This window comes from Neobacillus mesonae, assembly GCF_023715155.1.
Lineage (GTDB): Bacteria > Bacillota > Bacilli > Bacillales > Cytobacillaceae > Neobacillus > Neobacillus mesonae_A.
On the sequence record NZ_JAMBNQ010000037.1, the window covers coordinates 18,690 to 37,091 of the forward strand.

20 protein-coding genes are annotated in these 18,402 nt (G+C 39.9%); 8 read left to right on the plus strand and 12 right to left on the minus strand.

Translation table 11 applies throughout. From position 1 onward, the window contains the following. The first annotated feature begins 9 nt into the window (after positions 1-9). Genes M3183_RS21560 through M3183_RS21570 form a run of 3 tightly spaced genes read left to right on the plus strand, consistent with a single transcriptional unit; the run spans position 10 to position 1,142 of the window. The gene (locus M3183_RS21560) at positions 10-381 is read left to right on the plus strand and encodes a group-specific protein (protein ID WP_251472858.1); all 372 of its coding nucleotides are present in this window, start codon (positions 10-12) and stop codon (positions 379-381) included. After that, positions 368-913, plus strand: coding sequence for an RNA polymerase sigma factor (locus M3183_RS21565; protein WP_396953749.1), 546 nt, complete (start codon positions 368-370; stop codon positions 911-913). The genes M3183_RS21560 and M3183_RS21565 overlap by 14 nt, the downstream gene beginning before the upstream one ends. Continuing rightward, positions 894-1,142 carry a hypothetical protein gene (locus tag M3183_RS21570; RefSeq protein WP_251472859.1) on the plus strand — a complete coding sequence of 83 codons (249 nt, stop codon included), beginning with the start codon at positions 894-896 and terminating at the stop codon, positions 1,140-1,142. Before M3183_RS21565 ends, M3183_RS21570 begins: the two co-directional genes overlap by 20 nt. Positions 1,143-1,172: 30 nt before the next feature. Here M3183_RS21570 and M3183_RS21575 read toward each other — a convergent pair whose 3' ends face one another. Beyond that, the gene (locus M3183_RS21575; RefSeq protein WP_251472860.1) at positions 1,173-2,543 is read right to left on the minus strand and encodes a chloride channel protein; all 1,371 of its coding nucleotides are present in this window, start codon (positions 2,541-2,543) and stop codon (positions 1,173-1,175) included. A gap of 782 nt (positions 2,544-3,325) precedes the next feature. Between M3183_RS21575 and M3183_RS21580 the strand changes: the two genes are divergently transcribed. Further along, on the plus strand, positions 3,326-4,720 hold the full coding sequence (locus M3183_RS21580) for an amino acid permease (protein ID WP_311315397.1): 1,395 nt from the start codon (positions 3,326-3,328) through the stop codon (positions 4,718-4,720). A gap of 494 nt (positions 4,721-5,214) precedes the next feature. On the opposite strand, the gene M3183_RS21585 is transcribed toward M3183_RS21580, so the two are convergent. The 6 genes from M3183_RS21585 to M3183_RS21610 all read right to left on the minus strand — a co-directional run bounded on the left by M3183_RS21585 (position 5,215) and on the right by M3183_RS21610 (position 10,274). Beyond that, positions 5,215-6,399, minus strand: coding sequence for a M14 family metallopeptidase (locus M3183_RS21585; RefSeq protein WP_251472861.1), 1,185 nt, complete (start codon positions 6,397-6,399; stop codon positions 5,215-5,217). A 155-nt stretch (positions 6,400-6,554) separates the two neighbouring features. Beyond that, the gene (locus tag M3183_RS21590; RefSeq protein ID WP_251472862.1) at positions 6,555-7,508 is read right to left on the minus strand and encodes an ABC transporter permease; all 954 of its coding nucleotides are present in this window, start codon (positions 7,506-7,508) and stop codon (positions 6,555-6,557) included. After that, positions 7,501-8,415 carry an ABC transporter ATP-binding protein gene (locus tag M3183_RS21595; protein WP_251472864.1) on the minus strand — a complete coding sequence of 305 codons (915 nt, stop codon included), beginning with the start codon at positions 8,413-8,415 and terminating at the stop codon, positions 7,501-7,503. Before M3183_RS21595 ends, M3183_RS21590 begins: the two co-directional genes overlap by 8 nt. Continuing rightward, positions 8,408-9,124 carry an ABC transporter ATP-binding protein gene (locus M3183_RS21600; RefSeq protein ID WP_251472866.1) on the minus strand — a complete coding sequence of 239 codons (717 nt, stop codon included), beginning with the start codon at positions 9,122-9,124 and terminating at the stop codon, positions 8,408-8,410. Before M3183_RS21600 ends, M3183_RS21595 begins: the two co-directional genes overlap by 8 nt. Continuing rightward, on the minus strand, positions 9,121-9,492 hold the full coding sequence (locus M3183_RS21605; protein ID WP_251472869.1) for a GntR family transcriptional regulator: 372 nt from the start codon (positions 9,490-9,492) through the stop codon (positions 9,121-9,123). Before M3183_RS21605 ends, M3183_RS21600 begins: the two co-directional genes overlap by 4 nt. 5 nt (positions 9,493-9,497) lie before the next feature. Then, a complete protein-coding gene (locus M3183_RS21610; RefSeq protein WP_251472872.1) occupies positions 9,498-10,274 on the minus strand; it encodes a hypothetical protein in 777 nt (258 codons plus the stop codon). A gap of 188 nt (positions 10,275-10,462) precedes the next feature. On the opposite strand from M3183_RS21610, the gene M3183_RS21615 reads away from it, so the two are divergent. Next, positions 10,463-10,921, plus strand: a complete 459-nt coding sequence (locus M3183_RS21615) for a 2-thiouracil desulfurase family protein (RefSeq protein WP_251472875.1) — start codon at positions 10,463-10,465, stop codon at positions 10,919-10,921. A 92-nt stretch (positions 10,922-11,013) separates the two neighbouring features. On the opposite strand, the gene M3183_RS21620 is transcribed toward M3183_RS21615, so the two are convergent. The 3 genes from M3183_RS21620 to M3183_RS21630 all read right to left on the minus strand — a co-directional run bounded on the left by M3183_RS21620 (position 11,014) and on the right by M3183_RS21630 (position 12,693). Next, positions 11,014-11,565, minus strand: coding sequence for a DJ-1/PfpI family protein (locus tag M3183_RS21620; protein WP_251472876.1), 552 nt, complete (start codon positions 11,563-11,565; stop codon positions 11,014-11,016). A gap of 126 nt (positions 11,566-11,691) precedes the next feature. Beyond that, positions 11,692-12,078, minus strand: coding sequence for an FxsA family protein (locus tag M3183_RS21625; protein WP_251472878.1), 387 nt, complete (start codon positions 12,076-12,078; stop codon positions 11,692-11,694). A gap of 132 nt (positions 12,079-12,210) precedes the next feature. After that, positions 12,211-12,693, minus strand: coding sequence for an SRPBCC family protein (locus M3183_RS21630; protein WP_251472879.1), 483 nt, complete (start codon positions 12,691-12,693; stop codon positions 12,211-12,213). 551 nt (positions 12,694-13,244) lie between these two features. Between M3183_RS21630 and M3183_RS21635 the strand changes: the two genes are divergently transcribed. Further along, a complete protein-coding gene (locus M3183_RS21635; RefSeq protein ID WP_251472880.1) occupies positions 13,245-13,514 on the plus strand; it encodes a 2TM domain-containing protein in 270 nt (89 codons plus the stop codon). 30 nt (positions 13,515-13,544) lie between these two features. Here M3183_RS21635 and M3183_RS21640 read toward each other — a convergent pair whose 3' ends face one another. Both M3183_RS21640 and M3183_RS21645 read right to left on the minus strand, forming a co-directional pair. After that, positions 13,545-14,843 (minus strand): serine hydrolase domain-containing protein, encoded by a 1,299-nt coding sequence (locus M3183_RS21640; RefSeq protein ID WP_251472881.1) that lies wholly within the window; start codon positions 14,841-14,843, stop codon positions 13,545-13,547. 71 nt (positions 14,844-14,914) lie between these two features. Beyond that, positions 14,915-15,421 (minus strand): DUF1648 domain-containing protein, encoded by a 507-nt coding sequence (locus tag M3183_RS21645; RefSeq protein ID WP_251472882.1) that lies wholly within the window; start codon positions 15,419-15,421, stop codon positions 14,915-14,917. Positions 15,422-15,569: 148 nt separating this feature from the next. Between M3183_RS21645 and M3183_RS21650 the strand changes: the two genes are divergently transcribed. Then, on the plus strand, positions 15,570-16,118 hold the full coding sequence (locus M3183_RS21650; RefSeq protein WP_251472883.1) for a TetR/AcrR family transcriptional regulator: 549 nt from the start codon (positions 15,570-15,572) through the stop codon (positions 16,116-16,118). 120 nt (positions 16,119-16,238) lie between these two features. Next, positions 16,239-18,341: an MMPL family transporter gene (locus M3183_RS21655; protein ID WP_251472885.1), complete on the plus strand. Its 2,103-nt coding sequence runs from the start codon at positions 16,239-16,241 to the stop codon at positions 18,339-18,341. Positions 18,342-18,402 lie beyond the last annotated feature (61 nt).

Genomic DNA, 18,402 nt, shown 5'->3' on the forward strand with positions numbered 1-18,402 from the left:
GTTCTTATATTGGATACTGGATGGATTGTTTCATTGATTGTTGCTGGGGTTTTAGTGGTATTAATATTGGCTATTGTGTTTCCTATGGAACGAAAACATGTGGTGCGGGAAAATGGTAAAATCAATTATAAGAAAACCAAAATCTTTTTAAGATGGAATGTATTTGATACCCTTACACTTTGTTTAGCTATTTATTCCATCATTTGCATACAAATTCTCAATGTGTTAGTGACGAATGGGAAAACTGTCGAGAATGTATATGTTCAATTTTTTACCAATCAGTCACAAGTCTGGACACTTATATCAATTATGTACTTGATTACAAGGGTGACAAACACGCTAAAGGCAATTAAAGAACGTTGGGGAGATGAAATTGATTGAACGTGAGGATGAATTAATGATTGCTTATCAAAATGGAGATGCCGCGGCATTGGATCGAATTTATACTCTATTGAAACCGTCTCTTTATTCGTTTATTTTTCGTTATACAAGGGATGAGCAATTCAGCATTGATATCGTTCAAGATTCGTTCATCAAGTTGCAGCGCTATAAACATCATTACAATCCCAAAAATGGAAAATTGAAATCTTACCTTTTTCAAATAGCCTACCGATTGATGATTACAAAATTAAACCGACGGAACAAGTGGCGGACTTTTCTTCCCTTCCTTTTTCCAATCGCAGCAGAAGAATTACACCATGCTGATCGAATAACGATTAGGGATGCAGTGGCAAAGCTTCCGGAAATCCACCGGGCCGTTATATTGCTGTTCTACTATCATGATATGACACATGATGAAATTGCCAGCATTCTCGGCATTCCTAAAGGGACCGTTAAGTCAAGATTACACAGAGCCATTCAGCTATTAAAAGACGAACTGGAGGGAGACTATTATGAAAATGGATCCCTTTAAAAAGGACCACTATCTGCGCTCAAAATTGGATGAATATCATGTAGAAGTGCCAGATTTTCCGATGAAACCTAAGGCTAAAAGATGGGAACGATTCATTAATTTGCTGGCATCACCTGCAAAAAACCCGCTCGAACCTCTTATTACCACAGCAAATGGATCTGCTCTCGTCATTGTACCTATTGCAGGAACAGCCGCTATAACCCTAATACAAATATTGTTCTTTTTATAAACGTAAAGCAGCCGCAAAAACGGCTGCCGTTTATTTTCCCCTATGTCTCATTCCTATCCCAGACCGCCGATGCCGCCAGCGCCTGATTTTCCGCAGAAGACTGTAGGAAATATGGATTTTTTCTTTTTCTAACGAGATCCCCGGCTGGAGATGCATCCATAATGATTTTGGATAAGCCACAAGCTGGTCTGGATAGACACTTCTATGACCTATGACGACATATGCGGTGATACAAGCAGCCACAACATAAAGTCCCGATTGGCTGCCGAATAATTCATATCCCATGAAAACCGCGGCAATCGGGGTATTGGAGGCAGCAGCTACTACAGCAACCATGCCAATCGCAGCCCCTAACACCGGATGAATTCCAAGCATATGTGCAAACACATTTCCTGACAAAGCGCCAATGACAAACTGAGGCGTCACAATCCCGCCGTAAAAGCCAGAGCCTAATGTTATCGCGACAAACAGCGATTTCCACAGAAAGCCCATAATAGGAACCTGTTCACCGCTCAACGCCTGCTCCATCATCGGCAAACTTAAACCTAAATAATCCGTCGGCAGCACTAAAATCAGCACAGCCAGAACCAGGCCGCCCATGAAGGGCATAAACGGTTTCCAAATATGAAATCGTTTCTGGACAAAACTAAAAAATGTTTTAGCCTGCACAAATAACTCAATAAATAACCATGATACCAATCCGCAAAGGATACCCAAAATAATGATTTTTATAAAAAGCCCCTCCGAAAATTGGGTGGACATCTTTAATGGGTAATAATCATAAGTAAGCCCCCACATCTTGCTGATTTCGAAGGAGGTCACACCTGAGATTACGGCTGGAAAAATAACATCATGGCGGAGCCGCCCAATTGTTAAGACTTCTATTCCGTAAATAGCCCCTGCAATAGGGGTGCCGAATACGCTGGCAAAGCCTGCACTAACCCCGCAGGCCACAAGCCGTCTCTGAATTTCCGGATTTAAGTGAAACAAACGGCCAACCACGGATGCCAATGATCCGCCGATATGTGAGCAAGGCCCCTCCTTACCGGCAGATCCTCCAAAACTGAGGGTAATAATGGCTGTTAGCGGCTTTACCCATATCGTTTTATAAGGCATAATCCCAGACTGCTCATTAACCGCAGCAATCGTTGAATCGTTATTTGCTTTTGAGGCATATCCATAATGTAAAATAAGGCCATTCAAAAGACCGCCGATTGGCAGCAGCAGCATTTGCAGCCACAGGGGGATGTGGGCTGTTTGATCTGTTGAAAAATATAATAAATGCAAAAATAAACTAGTCCCTGTTCCTACAATAGCTCCGGTTATAACCGATAAAATAAGCCACCTCATCAGTGTGGCAATCATGACTAGCGGTTCTATATAATAAATACGCGAAAACATAACTTTTTTCACCCTATTAGTAAGATAGCACTACACTAACCATTTGTCTAATAAGGCTCAAAAAGGCAAGTGGCTATTTCCTGACTGACAGCCAAATGGGCAAAATGAAAATGATCAAAGGCATGTAACCCATCCTTCCGATTCGAAAAATACATATCCTCAATATTTTCTGGACCCGGATTCTCGTAAACCAGCATATTGCAATCCTACAGCTGGCGATCCAGTTCAAACGGGTCCTGGCCTGTAAAAATCAGCCATTACAAGTTACCCTTCATATATCTATCTGCCAATTTGGGATTTTTCCTCCTGCTTTCTTTAGATTCTGGGCCTAACGGTGGAATCCTTGCTATTGACTAACATTTCTGCTGTCAAACCTGCGCGGACATTAACCACCAAATTTTTGCCCATGACGGGGAGAGCTCAGAATAAATCTGGCGTTTTTTCTTTGAGTTAGGCTGTTCAGGGCAGCTTGCGGAGTCATCAGTTGATCCCCCAACACTATTTAGAGTTGTGATCAACTGGTACCAAACTTTTTTCTCTTCTGGTACTTTTCTTATACTGGAATATTATTATAATATACAATATATAGAATAGTCTTACTTTTACAGAGCACTTTTACCAAGTTTAGTTTTTTTCCTTTGGAGGTGGTTTCAATTTTGGCTTCAAATCTTCAGAGTTTACCAGCTTGGTTTGGTAAGCGATTCCAATGGATGGGGATAAAATCCTAGATAAATACGATCGAAAATAAATAGAATAAAAATTTCTGTCATGGAGGTACTTGTGTGGAACAAAAAGGAAATGAACTTCAAAAAACATTAAAAACACGACATATTACGATGATTTCAATCGGCGGAATTATTGGAGCCGGCCTTTTCGTTGGAAGCGGGGCCGTTATCAATACGACAGGTCCTGGAGCTGTACTCTCTTATGCAATAGCAGGTCTTCTGGTCATTTTATTAATGCGTATGCTTGGCGAAATGGCAATTGTCAATCCAGACAGCGGCTCTTTCGCCACCTATGCAAGGGAAGCAATTGGTCCGTGGGCAGGATATACAATCGGATGGCTGTACTGGTTTTTCTGGGTCATCGTTATTGCCATCGAAGCAACAGCTGGAGGGGCTATTGTTCATGGATGGTTTCCGTCGCTGCCAATATGGGCAATTAGTTTATTTTTGACCTTGCTGCTAACCTTAACAAACGTTTACTCAGTAAAATCCTTCGGTGAATTTGAATATTGGTTCTCAATGATCAAAGTTGTATCCATTATTATATTTATGTGTATTGGATTGGCAATCCTCTTTGGATTTTTCCCTGGAATTAAATCTCCAGGCTTATCCAATCTAACGCAACATGGCGGGTTTTTACCGAAAGGCATCCCTTCTATCTTTGTTGGAATCATTACGGTTATCTTCTCATTTTTCGGTTCGGAAATTGCTGCAATCGCCGCAGGGGAGTCAACAAATCCCGAAAAGTCAGTCGTCAAAGCCATAAACAGTGTTGTCATTCGAATTTTATTATTCTATATTGGTTCGGTTGCGATTCTCGTTACGCTCCTTCCATGGAATTCCGCTGATTTATTAAAAAGCCCTTATGTAACCATGCTGGATATGGTTGGAATAAACAGTGCTGCACAAATCATGAATATAGTTGTTTTAATCTCTGTACTGTCTTGCTTAAACTCGGCCCTTTATACAAATTCACGTATGTTGTTTTCTCTTGCTAAACGGGGAGATGCCCCAAAATTTCTATTAAAAGTGAGTAAAAATGGCGTACCGATTCCTGCTGTTTTACTTAGCACCATCGCAGCCTACGTATGTGCAATCTTTAATTTCGTGTCTCCGGACAAGCTCTTCCTCTTTTTAGTCAATGCATCAGGCGCAATCGCCCTGCTAGTGTACATCGTCATCGCTGTATCACACCTTAGACTAAGAATAAGAATTGAAAAAGAAAATCCGGAAGTATTGAAAATGAAAATGTGGCTGTTCCCATATTTGACCTACATTACCATTGCCGTAATGGTTGCCATCCTCGTTGCCATGGCATTCATTGATTCTATGCGGTCTCAGTTCTTCCTGACCATGCTAATCGCTATTTTAGTTGTTTTTTCGTACTTTATCTCCAATCGAAAAAAAGTTGAAACGAAAGACGTTAAAAGGAATGAAGTGCATGAAGCATAATTTCCATATTTAACAAGTGGAAATTCCTTACTATAAAGAAGTGCTGCCAATTAATTGCAACACTTCTTTTTTTACCTCCATTCCCCATTAAAACCCTTAAGGAATTGCTCCATTACCTTGTGGAATAGACTACGGCTATATTCACTTTGCTCTTTCATCAATCTTCCGATAACCTTTTTCAGAAAGCAGGATGGAAAAGGCAGATTTGCACGAATATCTTCAATTTGGATGTTCTCGCCAAACTGCTTTTAAAGGTGTTTTTTTCAGGATCTTTTCAGGATTTCATATTACTTTTGAATTTGAGAAGCATTAAAAAACAATTCTTTTCCTTTTTCACGTTCTATTTTTGCTTTTTTAGTTAAAAAAATAAAATCCACCTAATATGCCACTTACAATGATTAAATAAGTTACTGTATCCCATATTTAGAGTAATTCAGGAATGTATACTTTTAAAATTATCTCTAAAGTTATTACTTCCTAAAGCTAAATACTCTCTACATATAAAGTCCAGCCAAAAAGATTCCAACTGTATCATGGTATATTTTATCAAATTGCTCAATCGGTAGGGGATTCACACCGTTTCCGAGCTCAATGGTAAAGCCTGGCCGGCGCCACTCTTGAATAAACCAGTCTTTATATCCAGCATAGCTTTTAATATTTCTAACCGGCTCATATCCGCTCACCCGGCTAAACTCATTTACAATGGCCTCTGATTCAGGCGGTTCACGCTGATCAAATCCCCAGTACATCTCTTCTCCCTGTGTGTGAAAGGCAAGAACTCTGGAAAAGTCTCGCACTTTCGTAAGCTCTGCCATCGCAATGGCTTCCGGTTCTGTTAAAGGCTGTTCACCGCCGAAATCCCTTGGCCCAGGCTGCTTCGGGTGTTCCATCCTTTCTTCCTCCCATTTTGCGGGGAATTGATCGTTCAGGTCGACCCCTCTGATATTGGCCTTCCAGCCGGAAAAATCCAATACACCATTATTTAATTCAACCAGCTCTTTTTTCCAATCATCAGGAGGCCCCTTTAAAACAAGATTCACTCCGTCAGGATTAACCATGGGCACAATCGATAGGCAGGTTTCTTGGTACAATGGTAAAGTCTCCGTCCCGCGAAGCAGCGTCTGGTTAGTTAAGGACAAAAGATAATCATTCAAAAATGTCATGATGACAGCGGTGGTAATCCACTCATTTGCATGAAATGAACCATTAAAGTGAATCTTCTTAGGACCGTGTCCTACCTTTATTTCAGGAATATTATTCTCTAAAACTGTCTTTCCAATTGAGGCTGAGCCTAAAAATGGATAGATGTATTGAAGTCTTCTAAGGTCCCTTTTTAATACATCGTAATCATAATTTTGCTTTCCTTGAACGACTCTCTGGGTAATTCGCTGCGGTACTTTTATCATCTGACCGGCCTGCGGCTTATTGGGATTTACATCATGATTCAGCAACTGCAGTGCATCAAGCGGGACCTTTACTTTTTGCGCGATTGCCCAGAATGAATCCCCATGCTTTATGAAATATCCTCTAGATTCATAGCCAGGTATTTTGATTATTTCCCCAATCGGCAGCTTTTCCGGTTGAATCCCCGGATTTGAATCGACAATCAGCTGCTGATGAATTTGAAACAACCCGCTGTAATAGGTTAATGTATCCCCTCGCCTCACAACAATATCCACTCTGAGCTCCTCCTGATGTTCATATTCTTATTACTCTAAATGTATGCTGGGGATATTTAAATATTAAAGATTAGAAGACTTAGGACTACGGTCATAGACATTAATAACAAAGCGATTTTAAAAAAAGAGGCATTCCCTAAGGAATACCCCTCCATTCACGCCGCCACATCCCTTTTTGTAAAAATCCCAAAGGCCAAGAGTTGAAAGACGAAAAAGTAAATCAATAACATGACAATAGAAAATCCTGCTGTCATCCCTTCTACTAATGGCACTCCATCAAAGTATTGGGTTAAGTCGGTGTTGGCAAATAAAATATACTTTGCCCAATCATATCGGGATGCAATCAGCGATGTCACCGTTCCCCCCATTAATAAAAGGAAAATGGATAACCCAACTGCCAAGGAACTATTTCTAAAAACAGCGGAAATCATAAAAGCCATAGTGGTAATCATAATGACATCAATGGACGTTAATAAATAGGTCTTTATTAAATAAAGGAGCATATTTTGTTCAACGACAGTCCCATTTGAATAAGCAAGATGTACATTATTTCCATCACCTGTTCCAAATAACGCAAATCCTAAAACTGCTGCACTGACAAATAAGACAGCCAGCATGAAAAGGTCAAATAAAATAACTGTCATATATTTAGAGAATAGTATTTTATATCTTTTGATTGGCCGGATTAACAGCAGCTTAACCGTCCCCCAGCCAAATTCACTTGCCACAATACCGGCCGCAATGATAATCGTAAATAAACCGGCAAACGAAATAAGACCAGAGCTGTCATTAATAAATGTCCACCCTGTTGTCCCATTAACGGGTGGGATTTTATGATCTAAACGGTATTGATTAACCGCCGCTTTTCTTTCTAAATTTTTCTTAACATTTACGGCCGTTGGCGGCAGTTCACTTATTTGTTTTTGGTCCTGTTTTATTTCCTGGCTTACCTGTTGTTCCCACTGAGTATGATCAGTTTTAGGATGATTACCATACATCTTTGTTAAAACCCCTGTGGCAAGAACACTGAGAATAAGCAGTCCAATCATTACAAAAGTACCCGGACGTTTAAATATTTTAATCCATTCATTCATAATAAGTTTATGCATGGAGCTTTTCTCCCTGTGTTGTGACTTCTATAAAACGGTCCTCCAATGTTTTGGAAATTGGTTTTACTTCAAAAATACGGATCCCTTTTTCTATTAATAATTGAATCATATTTGGCACCTCATCTTTTTCCATCTCTATTTCTATCCCATTTTCCACCTTTTCAAAGTCTATGCCGCTGGTTTGGAGAGAAGCAATGTTCTTCATCTCCACTTCGAAGAAATATTTCTGCTTACTTTCCTGCACATAATCATGTACCTTTTGAATATCAACGAGTCTTCCATTCTGGATAATCGCGATACGGTCACACATCATTTCCATTTCAGACAGTAAGTGGCTTGAAACGATGACAGACATTCCTTTTTCTTTCGTCAGCTTTTTCAAATGGTCCCGAATCTCTCTGATTCCAGCAGGGTCCAAACCATTGGTTGGCTCATCCAGAATCATCACCTTTGGATCATGAAGCAGACTTTGGGCCAATCCTAAGCGCTGCCTCATTCCAAGTGAATAGGTCTTAACTTTATCGTGAATCCGATCCTTTAAACCTACGAATTCCACAACTTCATCTATTTTTTGTTTTGAAATCCCTTTTACCATCCGGGCATATTGCATTAAATTTTGATACCCGGTTAAAAATTTATATAACTCGGGATTTTCAACAATCCCGCCAATATTTTGAAGAGCATCCTCAAATTCCTTTTTCACATTCTTACCGCAAATCAAGATCTCCCCGGAACTGATTCCCATTAAGCCAACCATCATCCGGATGGTCGTTGTTTTTCCTGCCCCATTTGGTCCTAAAAAGCCAAATACTTCTCCTTCTTCAATCGTGAAGCTCAAATCATCAATGATTTTTTTCCCCTTAATGACTTTTGTTACATTTTTTAATTCCACTACTGGACTACTCATTTTCAATCCTCTCCCTTTCTGCCATAGCAGATTTTAACCATTCTAGTACAGACAGCCCTTCTTCCTCTCTAAGAGTTTCTACATTTTTCTGCCCGATGATATCCCCATGGAAAATCACAATGGCTTCATCTAAGAGCGGTTCAATTTCATCAATTTCATGCGTAGCAATAATGACAGTTTGTTCTTCAAAATTAATGTACGATAATAGGCTTTTCACAATCGAATCGCGAACCATCGGGTCAAGTCCGGAAAAGGGTTCATCTAATAGCAAAACCGGCGATTCCCTTGATAATGCCAGAACCAGCTTTAACCTGCCGCGGTTTCCTTTAGACAATTGTTTAATTTTTTTGTTCCGGTCAAGTTTCATATCCAGTAAAAGCTGCCCTGCCTTCTTGGAATTAAAGTCTTCAAATTGTGATGCATAGAAGTCAATCATTTTTCCAACAGTAAATGATGGATAAAACATATCAAGTTCCGTTAAATAAGCCACTTTTTTGCAAGTTTGCCTTGAAACCTCCTCGGTATCCACCTCAACCTTGCCGGAGCTTGGATAGACCAATCCTGCTATCATTTTTAATGTCGTTGACTTCCCGCTGCCATTTGGACCGAGCAGTCCATAAATCTTCCCTTTCTCAAATGAAAGGGAAACATTTTTCAAGGAAAAATCTCTTCCATATCGTTTCGTTACATTGCTTAACTGAACGGTCACTCTTGCTCCCTCCTAAGGTACTGTTCTAAGCCAGTAATCATTTCCTCTTGGGAATAGCCAAGATCTTTCATGTTTTGTACAAAACTGTGAATAATATCTGTTTGCAAACGGCTTTTTAAATCTTTTAGCACCTGTTCATTTTCCGTTACGAAAGTTCCCTGCCCCCGCCTTGTTTCCACGATTCCCATCCTTTCCATCTCACTGTAGGTCCTTTGAATTGTATTCGGATTAACACCTGATTGGATTGCCATTTCACGGACAGATGGCAGTTTTTCTCCTGCCCTCATTTCTCCTCTTACAATTTGAGAAGATAGATGATCAGCTATTTGGATATATATTGGTTTAGATGATTGAAAGTCCTTTGCCATCGAAGTTACACCTCAACTTTTCTGTCGAGCAGCCAACAAGAAATCAGAAATAAACAAAATGCTGTAATGACATACACAATGATTCCGGCCAGTGGTATTTCTGCAGCATTCAGATTGATTTCCCATCCTCCCTGTTTGTAATTAAAATTTGTATTCATTAGTACCGGTATCGTCCATTTATTTACGATTTCCTTTATGAATTCCACCTTGGCTATAAGGGTTGAAATCGTATTTAAGACAAAAAATAAAATGAGGACCACAAGCCAGCGCCAATTTTTAACTGCCGGGAACTTTCCTAAAGAGTGGTAAATAGTCCAATAAAACAATGCCCAGCAGGACATGTATAAAGCAATCAAAAGCAGGCCGGCATTTAATACCAGTATTCCTTTAAATAAGGTAGAGACCTCAATAAAAAATTGATTTTTGTAAAATTGATAAATAGTTAAACCGACTCCGGTTAACAACACTTGGGAAATCACTTGGTAAACGAAACTAACCGTGATTTTCGATAAAAATAATACTTTACTCGTTTGCGGATTATACAGCCATAACTGTGTCTTCCCTTCCAAATGGAGTAAGGACAATAACATGGCCGGCAGGAAAAATACGTGTCCTCCAAGTAAAAGAATGACAGCCATAGGAAGAAAGGACAGCGGCATATGAAAGTAGATCTCCATTCCAAGCGGTATGATCAATAATGTTAAAAGGAAAATAAGCCAAAAAAGGAACCAAAACTTTGAAATGCCAAAGTCCTTTTTCAACAAACCTTTAAAAGCTGACATATCACAGCCTCCTATTACTTTGTATTAGTGTTCTAGTTAGATAGTACACTAATACAAAGCTGCACGTCAATAGACATTACCAATTATTTCAAGGATAAGTGCCATTCATTTTACGGAATGACTGGCTGGATATTTATGTTAAAATTTATAGATAGAGAGTTTCGACTTAATTATTTTGGAGGGAGCTCATGATTTTAGTCAGTTCTTGTTTAGCAGGTTTAAAAGTAAGATATAACGGTACACATAGTTTAGATGATAGGATTTTAAAATTAATTGAGGAAAATAAAGCTGTTACAGTCTGCCCAGAATTGCTCGGAGGATTTCCAACCCCAAGGGAACCTGCCGAAATAATTGGAGGAGACGGAGAAGATGTACTGGAAGGAAGGGCTAAGGTTATAGAGAAATCTGGAGAAGATGTAACTGAACTATATCTTAAAGGAGCTTATGCCGCTTTAGAAATGGCTAAAAATATGAATGCAACACTAGTTGTTCTAAAAGAGAATAGTCCATCCTGCGGGAGTTCGATGATTTATAATGGTGAATTCAATGGTAAGAAAATCGCGGGAAACGGAGTTACTTCATCTTTACTAAAAAGAAATGGATTTCAAGTGATATCAGAAGAACAATTTGCGGAGGACCTTTTTTAAATACTTAATCTCAAAAAGTTGTTTTGCCCAAAAGGCCCCTTTGTGAAAAAAAAGCATACTGCTATCAGATTAGCAGTATGCTTCCTAACATCCTATTGATTTAGCTGTTTTATAAATTCTCTCATAAACCCAGGCAGATCTGGCCAAGCATGGCCTGAGATTAGGTTCCCTTCAACATGCAGCGGATTTTCAATATAAGTTGCACCACATGCTTCCACATCTGGTTTGCAGGCGATATAGGCGGTCAGCTCACGGCCTTCTAAATATTGGCGGACCGTTGTGAATACGAGGCTGGCATGGCAGATTGCCCCGACTGGTTTATTAGCTTCAAAGAAATGTGCCACTATTCTTGGTACATTTTCATTTAAACGAATGTATTCTGGTGCTCTTCCCCCAGGAATAATCAAGCCATCATATTCCTCTGGATTGATGTCCTCGAAGGCTGCTTGAGAATCGATTAAATATCCTTTGCTTTCGGTATACGTATCCCAGCCGATGAAATCGTGAACAACGGTTTGCAGTTTCTTTTTTGATGGTGCTGCAATAGTTACTTCATAACCTTCTTCCAGGCAGCGATAATACGGATAATAAACTTCCAGTGCCTCAACAGCATCCCCTGTGATCATTAATACCTTTTTAGACATTATGTAAAACCTCCTCTCAAAATTGGGCATAGCTGCCCCTTTTTTATATATTCTTGAGATTCCCGATAAATCCCTTTCTGTTCACAAAAAATACCAACTTTCTATGTAGAAGGCTGGTACGTGTTTTTACTTTATAATTTTTATATTTCCCTGCTCAATTCTTTTTCTGATGGAATTCATCATCAATAGTTTGAAGACTTTTCTGGTTGGCGGAAAAAGTAATAAAAAGCCGGTTATATCTGTTATAAAACCAGGTGTCAATAGCAAGACACCGCCAACTAAAATACAGATTCCGTCTAAAACTGCCTCGCCGGGAATTTGTCCATGGCTCATTTGCTCCTGTGCTCTGCGGATTGTTTGCAATCCTTCCCTCTTTGCTAGGTAAGCGCCAATGACTCCCGTTGCTAAAATAAGCAATATTGTCGGCCAAATACCTATTGTTTTTCCTGATAAAAGTAAAACTGCTATTTCCGCTGCAGGTATAACGACGATCAATAGAAATAAATACCGCATTAAAGGGGCTCCCTTCTAAATCGGATTGATTCTATTATAAAGGTGCTGCGGGATTAATGAAAGAATGACCACTTTTTTGGGGAACTTAATTTTTCAAACAAACGTTTAATTGAAATGGTTTTACGAGCGGGTTCATTGGCTTTGTGTTAATCGGCCGGCTGCTTCCTTATATTTTTCATACCACTTTTTCCACTCTTCCATCCTCTCGATGGTCCGGCCATCCATTAAGGCTTCAATCACATCAAGGCAAACATGCCATCCAGCCAGGTCTTTTGGCGTGTGGTCCGTTATTTCTGCAAGCTTTTCAAACATGATCAATTGGCAGCCTGCTGACTCTTGTGATAACTCAAAACAAACCGTGTCCGCCCACCAGGAAAACTCCAGCACTGCATTCGCTTCCAGTTCATAAATGGAAAGTTCCTCAAATGTACCATCCGGCATGTTGAACTTCATATAACCGCCTTTTTGAAGGTCTCCAACGCGGAGTTCATTAAACCATTGAGCAAGCTTTTCGTTTTCAGTCAGCCAGGACCAAACTTCTTCAACGGAATGTTTCAGATGACGCTCAAAGCGTGCAGTGTAACCACCTTCTGCTTTTTCAATTACAGCTAACATGTCTATCCCTGCCTTTCTAACTTGTTTATCTTATACTACTATTTATTTTGGTGTGTTCTCAAGTCAATGAATTGCGGATTTATTGTTATTACGATGTGACTTTTAAGTTATGAAGCTGAGATTGTAAAAGGAAAGTTGATGACAGGCACGTACTGGGGTTCTATGTTACTGAAATCGGGTTAATCAATGCTGTTCGGGCAGCTAGACGTCTTCTACTTTACCGAAAACGGAAAATACTCAGCCGGTCGGTCACCTAGATGCCTACTACTTTACCGAATTCTGAAATTTCATGACCGTTCGGGCACCTAGACAGCCTCTACTTTACCGAATTCTGAAATTCCATGACCGTTCGGGCACCTAGACAGCCTCTACTTTACCGAATTCTGAAATTCCATGACCGTTCGGGCACCTAGACGTCCCCTACTTTACCGAAACCAGAAAATACTTGACCGTTCGAACACCTAGACACGACTCCACATAAGCCCCTCATTCTTTTTCCCAACAAAACAGCATAAATTGGATTAAATAGGCCAATTAGGGGGCGATCGAGAATGGAAGACAATGAAAAATACCTAAGAGCCAAAAAAAGAGTGCAAAATTTAAAGTCCTTTTATCTTCATTTAACGGTTTATGTGTTAGTCAACATTATGCTATTTGTCATCAACCTAACTTCCGGTGCTGATAATTGGTGGTTTATTTATCCGCTCAGCGGCTGGGGAATCGGGCTATTGGTGCATGGGATTACCACTTTTGCCTATGGACATTTTGGAGCGGAGTGGGAGGAAAAAAAGATTAAAAAATATATGGAGAAGGACAAATAAAAGCCAAAAAAGGTGTACTTGAAAGCGCGCTTAAAGCACCTTTTCCGTACACCTTTTGTACACTGCTGTAACACCCTCGGCATCTGTCAATTCAACCGAAAGCGGTCGCCTCATCTGGTCCATTTTAAAACAGTACGTATCATGAATGTAGTCACTCTTACAAATAACTGTATCCATATCAGCCTTCACAGGAAACAGTCTGAACTTATAAGGAACCCCGTACATTTTTGGAACAATCGTATACAGCCCCTGATCAACCCCAATCGTAATGATGACATCCCCATTTTGATAACGGCCGGCAAGGTTGTCAGCTTGGAGCTCCAACACTTTAAACGGCTCAAATCCCGCCATCTCTTTCCCTAAAGCAATCTTCATCAGATCGCTTGTTATTTGGTTAACCGGAGTGATATTGATATTACTTAACGCCATCACCACAAGTTCCTCATCAGGTATCATCATCAGGTGATGAACAAAACCATTGATATCGCCAAAATGACTGATCGCCTTTGGAACACGATTTTCTATAAACCAGCCAAACCCATACCCATTCACTCCGGTAAACATTTGCTTCATCAACACATCACTAACCAAGGTGCCATTCATGAGTGCCTGACACCATGTATATAAATCTTCCACCGTTGAATACATCCCATAGGCACCGAGTGGAAAGGACATATCAACAAATTCAGTATGAATTACATCACCCCATACCGTGTGGCCTGAAGCCAGTTCCCTGATGATTGTCCGGCCGTTGTCTACTCCAGTTTCTTCTAATCCCAGTGGATCAAGAATGGCCTTTTTTAAAAAATCAGCATAGGAACAGCCGGATACCTGTTCAACAATAGCCGTTAGCAGCAAATAGCCAGAGTTACTATAGTCCATCTTTGTGCCTGGTTCAAATTCAAGCGGAAGGTCTTTAAAGGAGAGAATGACTTTTGTTAGCGCCCAGGGTAATCTCATGGCCGTCTGCCAATAGTCTGGTGTTGAAGTAAAGCTTGGAATCCCTGAGGCATGGTTTAATAAATGCCGCACTGTCATGATTGCGCCGTTTGGATAATCAGGAAGGATCCTTTCAATTGAATCATCTATATCCAATTTCCCCTGTCCATGAAGAACCATAATAGCCATCGCCGTAAAGGCCTTTGTTAATGAACCGATGCGGAATTTGATAGAGGATGTATTGGGAACGCCATACTGAAACGATGCCATCCCATATCCCTTTTTTAGTAAAACTTCTCCTTTATGTGCGACAAGTACAGATCCATTAAAATAATTGTGAGAAGCCAAATGGTCCATATATATTTGAAGTTTATCTATTTTCTTATTCATTTCCTCTCACCTCCGGTCCCCTTTTATAAAAAGCAAAATTCAATCCCCGCTTTCAATACTAAACAACGAAACTATCTGATTCGCCTTTGATTTATCATTCCTAATACAATCGGAATACCCGTTCCAATAATTATGATTGGCAAAAACCATTGACCAAAGCCGCTTCCCCAGCCTAATGCAATAGAAATAGATTCATATTCAACCAACGAGAAGATAATGAGGCAGATGTTTTTAATTTGATTCAGCACTTTGCGGCTGTGAATATAGAATTGTTCCGCATTAGATTCATTTAGTCGCTGTGGATAATTGTGTGCTTCGGGGAATTTTTCTAGAACGGACATTAATATCAGGATAAAAGCACTAATGAACGGAAAAAGAAGAAGCTCCCATTTTGATCCCCAACGGTCCACTTCTCCAGCTGCATTATAATGTCCAGGTACTTCATCCGGAAGCATTCTCCATACAGCCAGCAGGAGAATAATGGATCCAATGTAACATAAGTATCCTGAAATGTCCCAAATCCATTCTCTCTTAGACTTGGGTATGTTTAATTTGGGCCTCCCCCTGTAATTCGACAATGCCCTCCCCCCTTAATACTTTGACCTGCTTTTAACTCTTTTAAATATAATAACAGCTATTTCCATATAAATCCCAACAAATGGGCAAAAAAATAACTCAAGTGTTTTTCTTAAGTATCTTCATTTATAATGGAATGGAGGTGAGAGTATGGCTCGTGAACGTAAATTTACCACTGATGAATTATTCGAGGCAACAAAACAGCTGCTTCTACACCAAGGCTATGAAGGATTTACATTTGGTCTTTTGGCTGACAATCTAAAGGTATCCCGCGGTGCAATCTATAAATATTATGAAAATAAGGAAGAGCTCATCACAAACTTTATCTTTTATGAAATGGATCAATTTCTTCTTAAATTAAAAAAAATCAATCAGCATCAGGGATTTGAAGCGCAATTTCATTTCTTATTAAATCTTATATTCAGCTATTCTGATATTCAAAAACTGATTAAAATCGGCCAGCAGCTGCCAGGCTACCAGGATAAATTTAAAACGCTCCATTCCGATATGTACCAGTACTTACAGGGATTCATTGAATTAGGAAAAAAAGAAGGGAAATTAAAACGCCACCTTCCGAATAATTTAATTTTAGGATATATTTTTCAATCTGTTGCCATTCCCAATCATTCCGGTATACCACATTCTGAGTGGGCCAGCTCTATTAAAGAGATTATTTGCCACGGGATGTTCACAGATTAGTAAATTGACACTTGTGTTACTTTAAAAGATAATAATAGTGACAACAGTGTCATTTTATTTTCCCTAAAGTGACGGATGTGTTACTTTGGATTTTCTATAAAAGAAAGGGGTATAGCAAAGATGAAATCATTCTTGCAAACTATTACCGACCGTGTTTCCACTAGAAAGGGAATGTGGCTGACGCTTTGCGCCTGGCTCGTGGTCACAATCGTATTAGCTGTATTTGCTCCAAGTGCAAAGGACTATGAAGTTTCCCGGATTGATTCCCTGCCGGATGATGCAAAGTCTGTTATTGCGCAAAAAAAGATGGACCATTACTTTCCTAATAATGAAGGAACGCCTGCTATCTTAGTTTTTCAATCTAAAGATGGAGAAGTGGAATTAAACAAGATTGGCGAGGTTTTAGAAAAAGTGAAGGCTGTCAAAGGGATTGATCAAATCATCCCGATTGCCTCTCTCCCTCCTCAGGCAGCCGCAGGGTTTTTGTCAGATGATAAATCAACGGCCCTAATTCCGTTAACCTTTGATGCTTCTCTTGAAACGAAGGAACTGAAGAATTCTTTAGACAAGATTAAGAAAACGGCGGCGGACGTGACGGATTATAAATTACATGTTACCGGACCTGCTGGGATTGCCACGGACTCCCTTGATCTTTTCTCTAGGGCAGATGTCGTCCTTATTTTATCCACAGTCGGTTTAATTTTAATCTTATTAATTGTGATTTACCGATCACCTTTGTTAGCTTTGATTCCACTTCTTTCAGCTGTATTTGTCTATGAAGCAGTGAATCAAATTCTCGGTATCATGGGTAAAGCGGGACTTGCATTAAGTAATCAGACATTATCGATTATGTCGATTTTATTATTTGCTGCTATGATTGATTATTCCTTATTTGTCTTTTCAAGGTATCGTGAAGAGCTTACCAATCATGAGAATAAGTTCCATGCCATGAAAGAAGCAATGCGGGAAACAGGAATGCCTGTCTTCTTTTCAGGCGGAACAGTTTTAGCCGCTATGCTGGTCTTATTTTTTGCTCAATTTGGCGACTATCGAAACTTTGCACCAACGTTTGCCACTGCCATGCTCGTCATCATGGCTGCATCGATTACGCTTATTCCTGCTTTATTTACCCTGTTTGGCAGGAAATCCTTTTGGCCGAAAGTACCGCATGTTGGCCAGGAATATGCCAGCAAGCATGTCTTTTGGGGGAATATTGGCCGATTCGTTGCCAAAAAACCGGGACTTTCCGTCGTGATTATTGGTATTTTCCTATTACTATCGGCAAGCAATCTATTTAATTTGCAATATGAATATGACACGATGAAGTCATTTCCTAAAGATATGCCATCCCGTCAAGGATATGAAATTTTAGCACAAAGGTTTGAAAGCGGTGATCTCGCTCCGACAACGGTTGTATTTGAATCTAAAAGCGCCGTTTCTGCCAGCCAGCAGGAACAATTAAGAAAAATACTCGCAAAACAGCCGCATGTCAGCAATGTCCGCTTAGGCGGCAAAACGGAAGACAATATGGTACTTCATTATACCTTGACGTTTAACGATAACCCCTACTCGATTAAGACCATTGATGCGCTTGGAAAAATAATCAATCATGAGGGGCAGATTATCTCGGACAGCCAGATTAATGGCAGCCTTTATTTTTCAGGTGAAACTGCATCTTTGGTAGATGACCGCATTGTCAACAACCGGGATGTGAAAGTCATTGTGACGCTGGAGACCATTTTGATCTTCATTTTGTTAATTGTTTTAACAAAATCGATTAAAATGCCAATTTATATGATGGGAACGATTCTGATTTCATTTTTTGCTGCATTGGGATTGGGAACTTTCCTAAGTAATCTATTTTTCGGCATTGATACCATCAGTGACCGCGTTCCCCTTTATGCCTTTGTCTTTCTCGTTGCTTTGGGAATTGACTACAATATCATGCTCATCTCAAGGTTTCAGGAGGAAAGAGCAAATCATCCCGTCAGAGAAGCAGTGGAAATTGCCGTTAAGAATACAGGCGGGGTTATCTCCTCTGCCGGCCTAATCCTGGCAGCCACTTTTGCCGTCTTAATGACACAGCCGATCCAGTTATTGTTTGTCTTCGGCTTTATTGTGGCGGTTGGAATCCTGCTTGACACCTTCTTAATTAGAGGCATCCTGCTGCCTGGATTGATTGTATTAGTAGAAAAAGATAAAAAGGTAAGTAAAAACAGATAAAGCTAAAAGGGTTAGCATGGCTAGATAGAATTTTCAGCCACGACTAACCCTTTTTCATGAA

Coding starts and splice junctions, on each gene's coding strand:
- M3183_RS21620 (WP_251472876.1), bottom strand. CDS start 11,565: ATGTCTAAAAAGGTATTAATGATCACAGGGGATGCTGTTGAGGCACTG.
- M3183_RS21595 (WP_251472864.1), bottom strand. CDS start 8,415: ATGAGTAGTCCAGTAGTGGAATTAAAAAATGTAACAAAAGTCATTAAG.
- M3183_RS21655 (WP_251472885.1), top strand. CDS start 16,239: ATGAAATCATTCTTGCAAACTATTACCGACCGTGTTTCCACTAGAAAG.
- M3183_RS21630 (WP_251472879.1), bottom strand. CDS start 12,693: ATGTTAGCTGTAATTGAAAAAGCAGAAGGTGGTTACACTGCACGCTTT.
- M3183_RS21615 (WP_251472875.1), top strand. CDS start 10,463: ATGATTTTAGTCAGTTCTTGTTTAGCAGGTTTAAAAGTAAGATATAAC.
- M3183_RS21605 (WP_251472869.1), bottom strand. CDS start 9,492: ATGGCAAAGGACTTTCAATCATCTAAACCAATATATATCCAAATAGCT.
- M3183_RS21650 (WP_251472883.1), top strand. CDS start 15,570: ATGGCTCGTGAACGTAAATTTACCACTGATGAATTATTCGAGGCAACA.
- M3183_RS21635 (WP_251472880.1), top strand. CDS start 13,245: ATGGAAGACAATGAAAAATACCTAAGAGCCAAAAAAAGAGTGCAAAAT.
- M3183_RS21570 (WP_251472859.1), top strand. CDS start 894: ATGAAAATGGATCCCTTTAAAAAGGACCACTATCTGCGCTCAAAATTG.
- M3183_RS21575 (WP_251472860.1), bottom strand. CDS start 2,543: ATGTTTTCGCGTATTTATTATATAGAACCGCTAGTCATGATTGCCACA.
- M3183_RS21640 (WP_251472881.1), bottom strand. CDS start 14,843: ATGAATAAGAAAATAGATAAACTTCAAATATATATGGACCATTTGGCT.
- M3183_RS21565 (WP_396953749.1), top strand. CDS start 368: ATGAAATTGATTGAACGTGAGGATGAATTAATGATTGCTTATCAAAAT.
- M3183_RS21590 (WP_251472862.1), bottom strand. CDS start 7,508: ATGCATAAACTTATTATGAATGAATGGATTAAAATATTTAAACGTCCG.
- M3183_RS21625 (WP_251472878.1), bottom strand. CDS start 12,078: ATGCGGTATTTATTTCTATTGATCGTCGTTATACCTGCAGCGGAAATA.
- M3183_RS21610 (WP_251472872.1), bottom strand. CDS start 10,274: ATGTCAGCTTTTAAAGGTTTGTTGAAAAAGGACTTTGGCATTTCAAAG.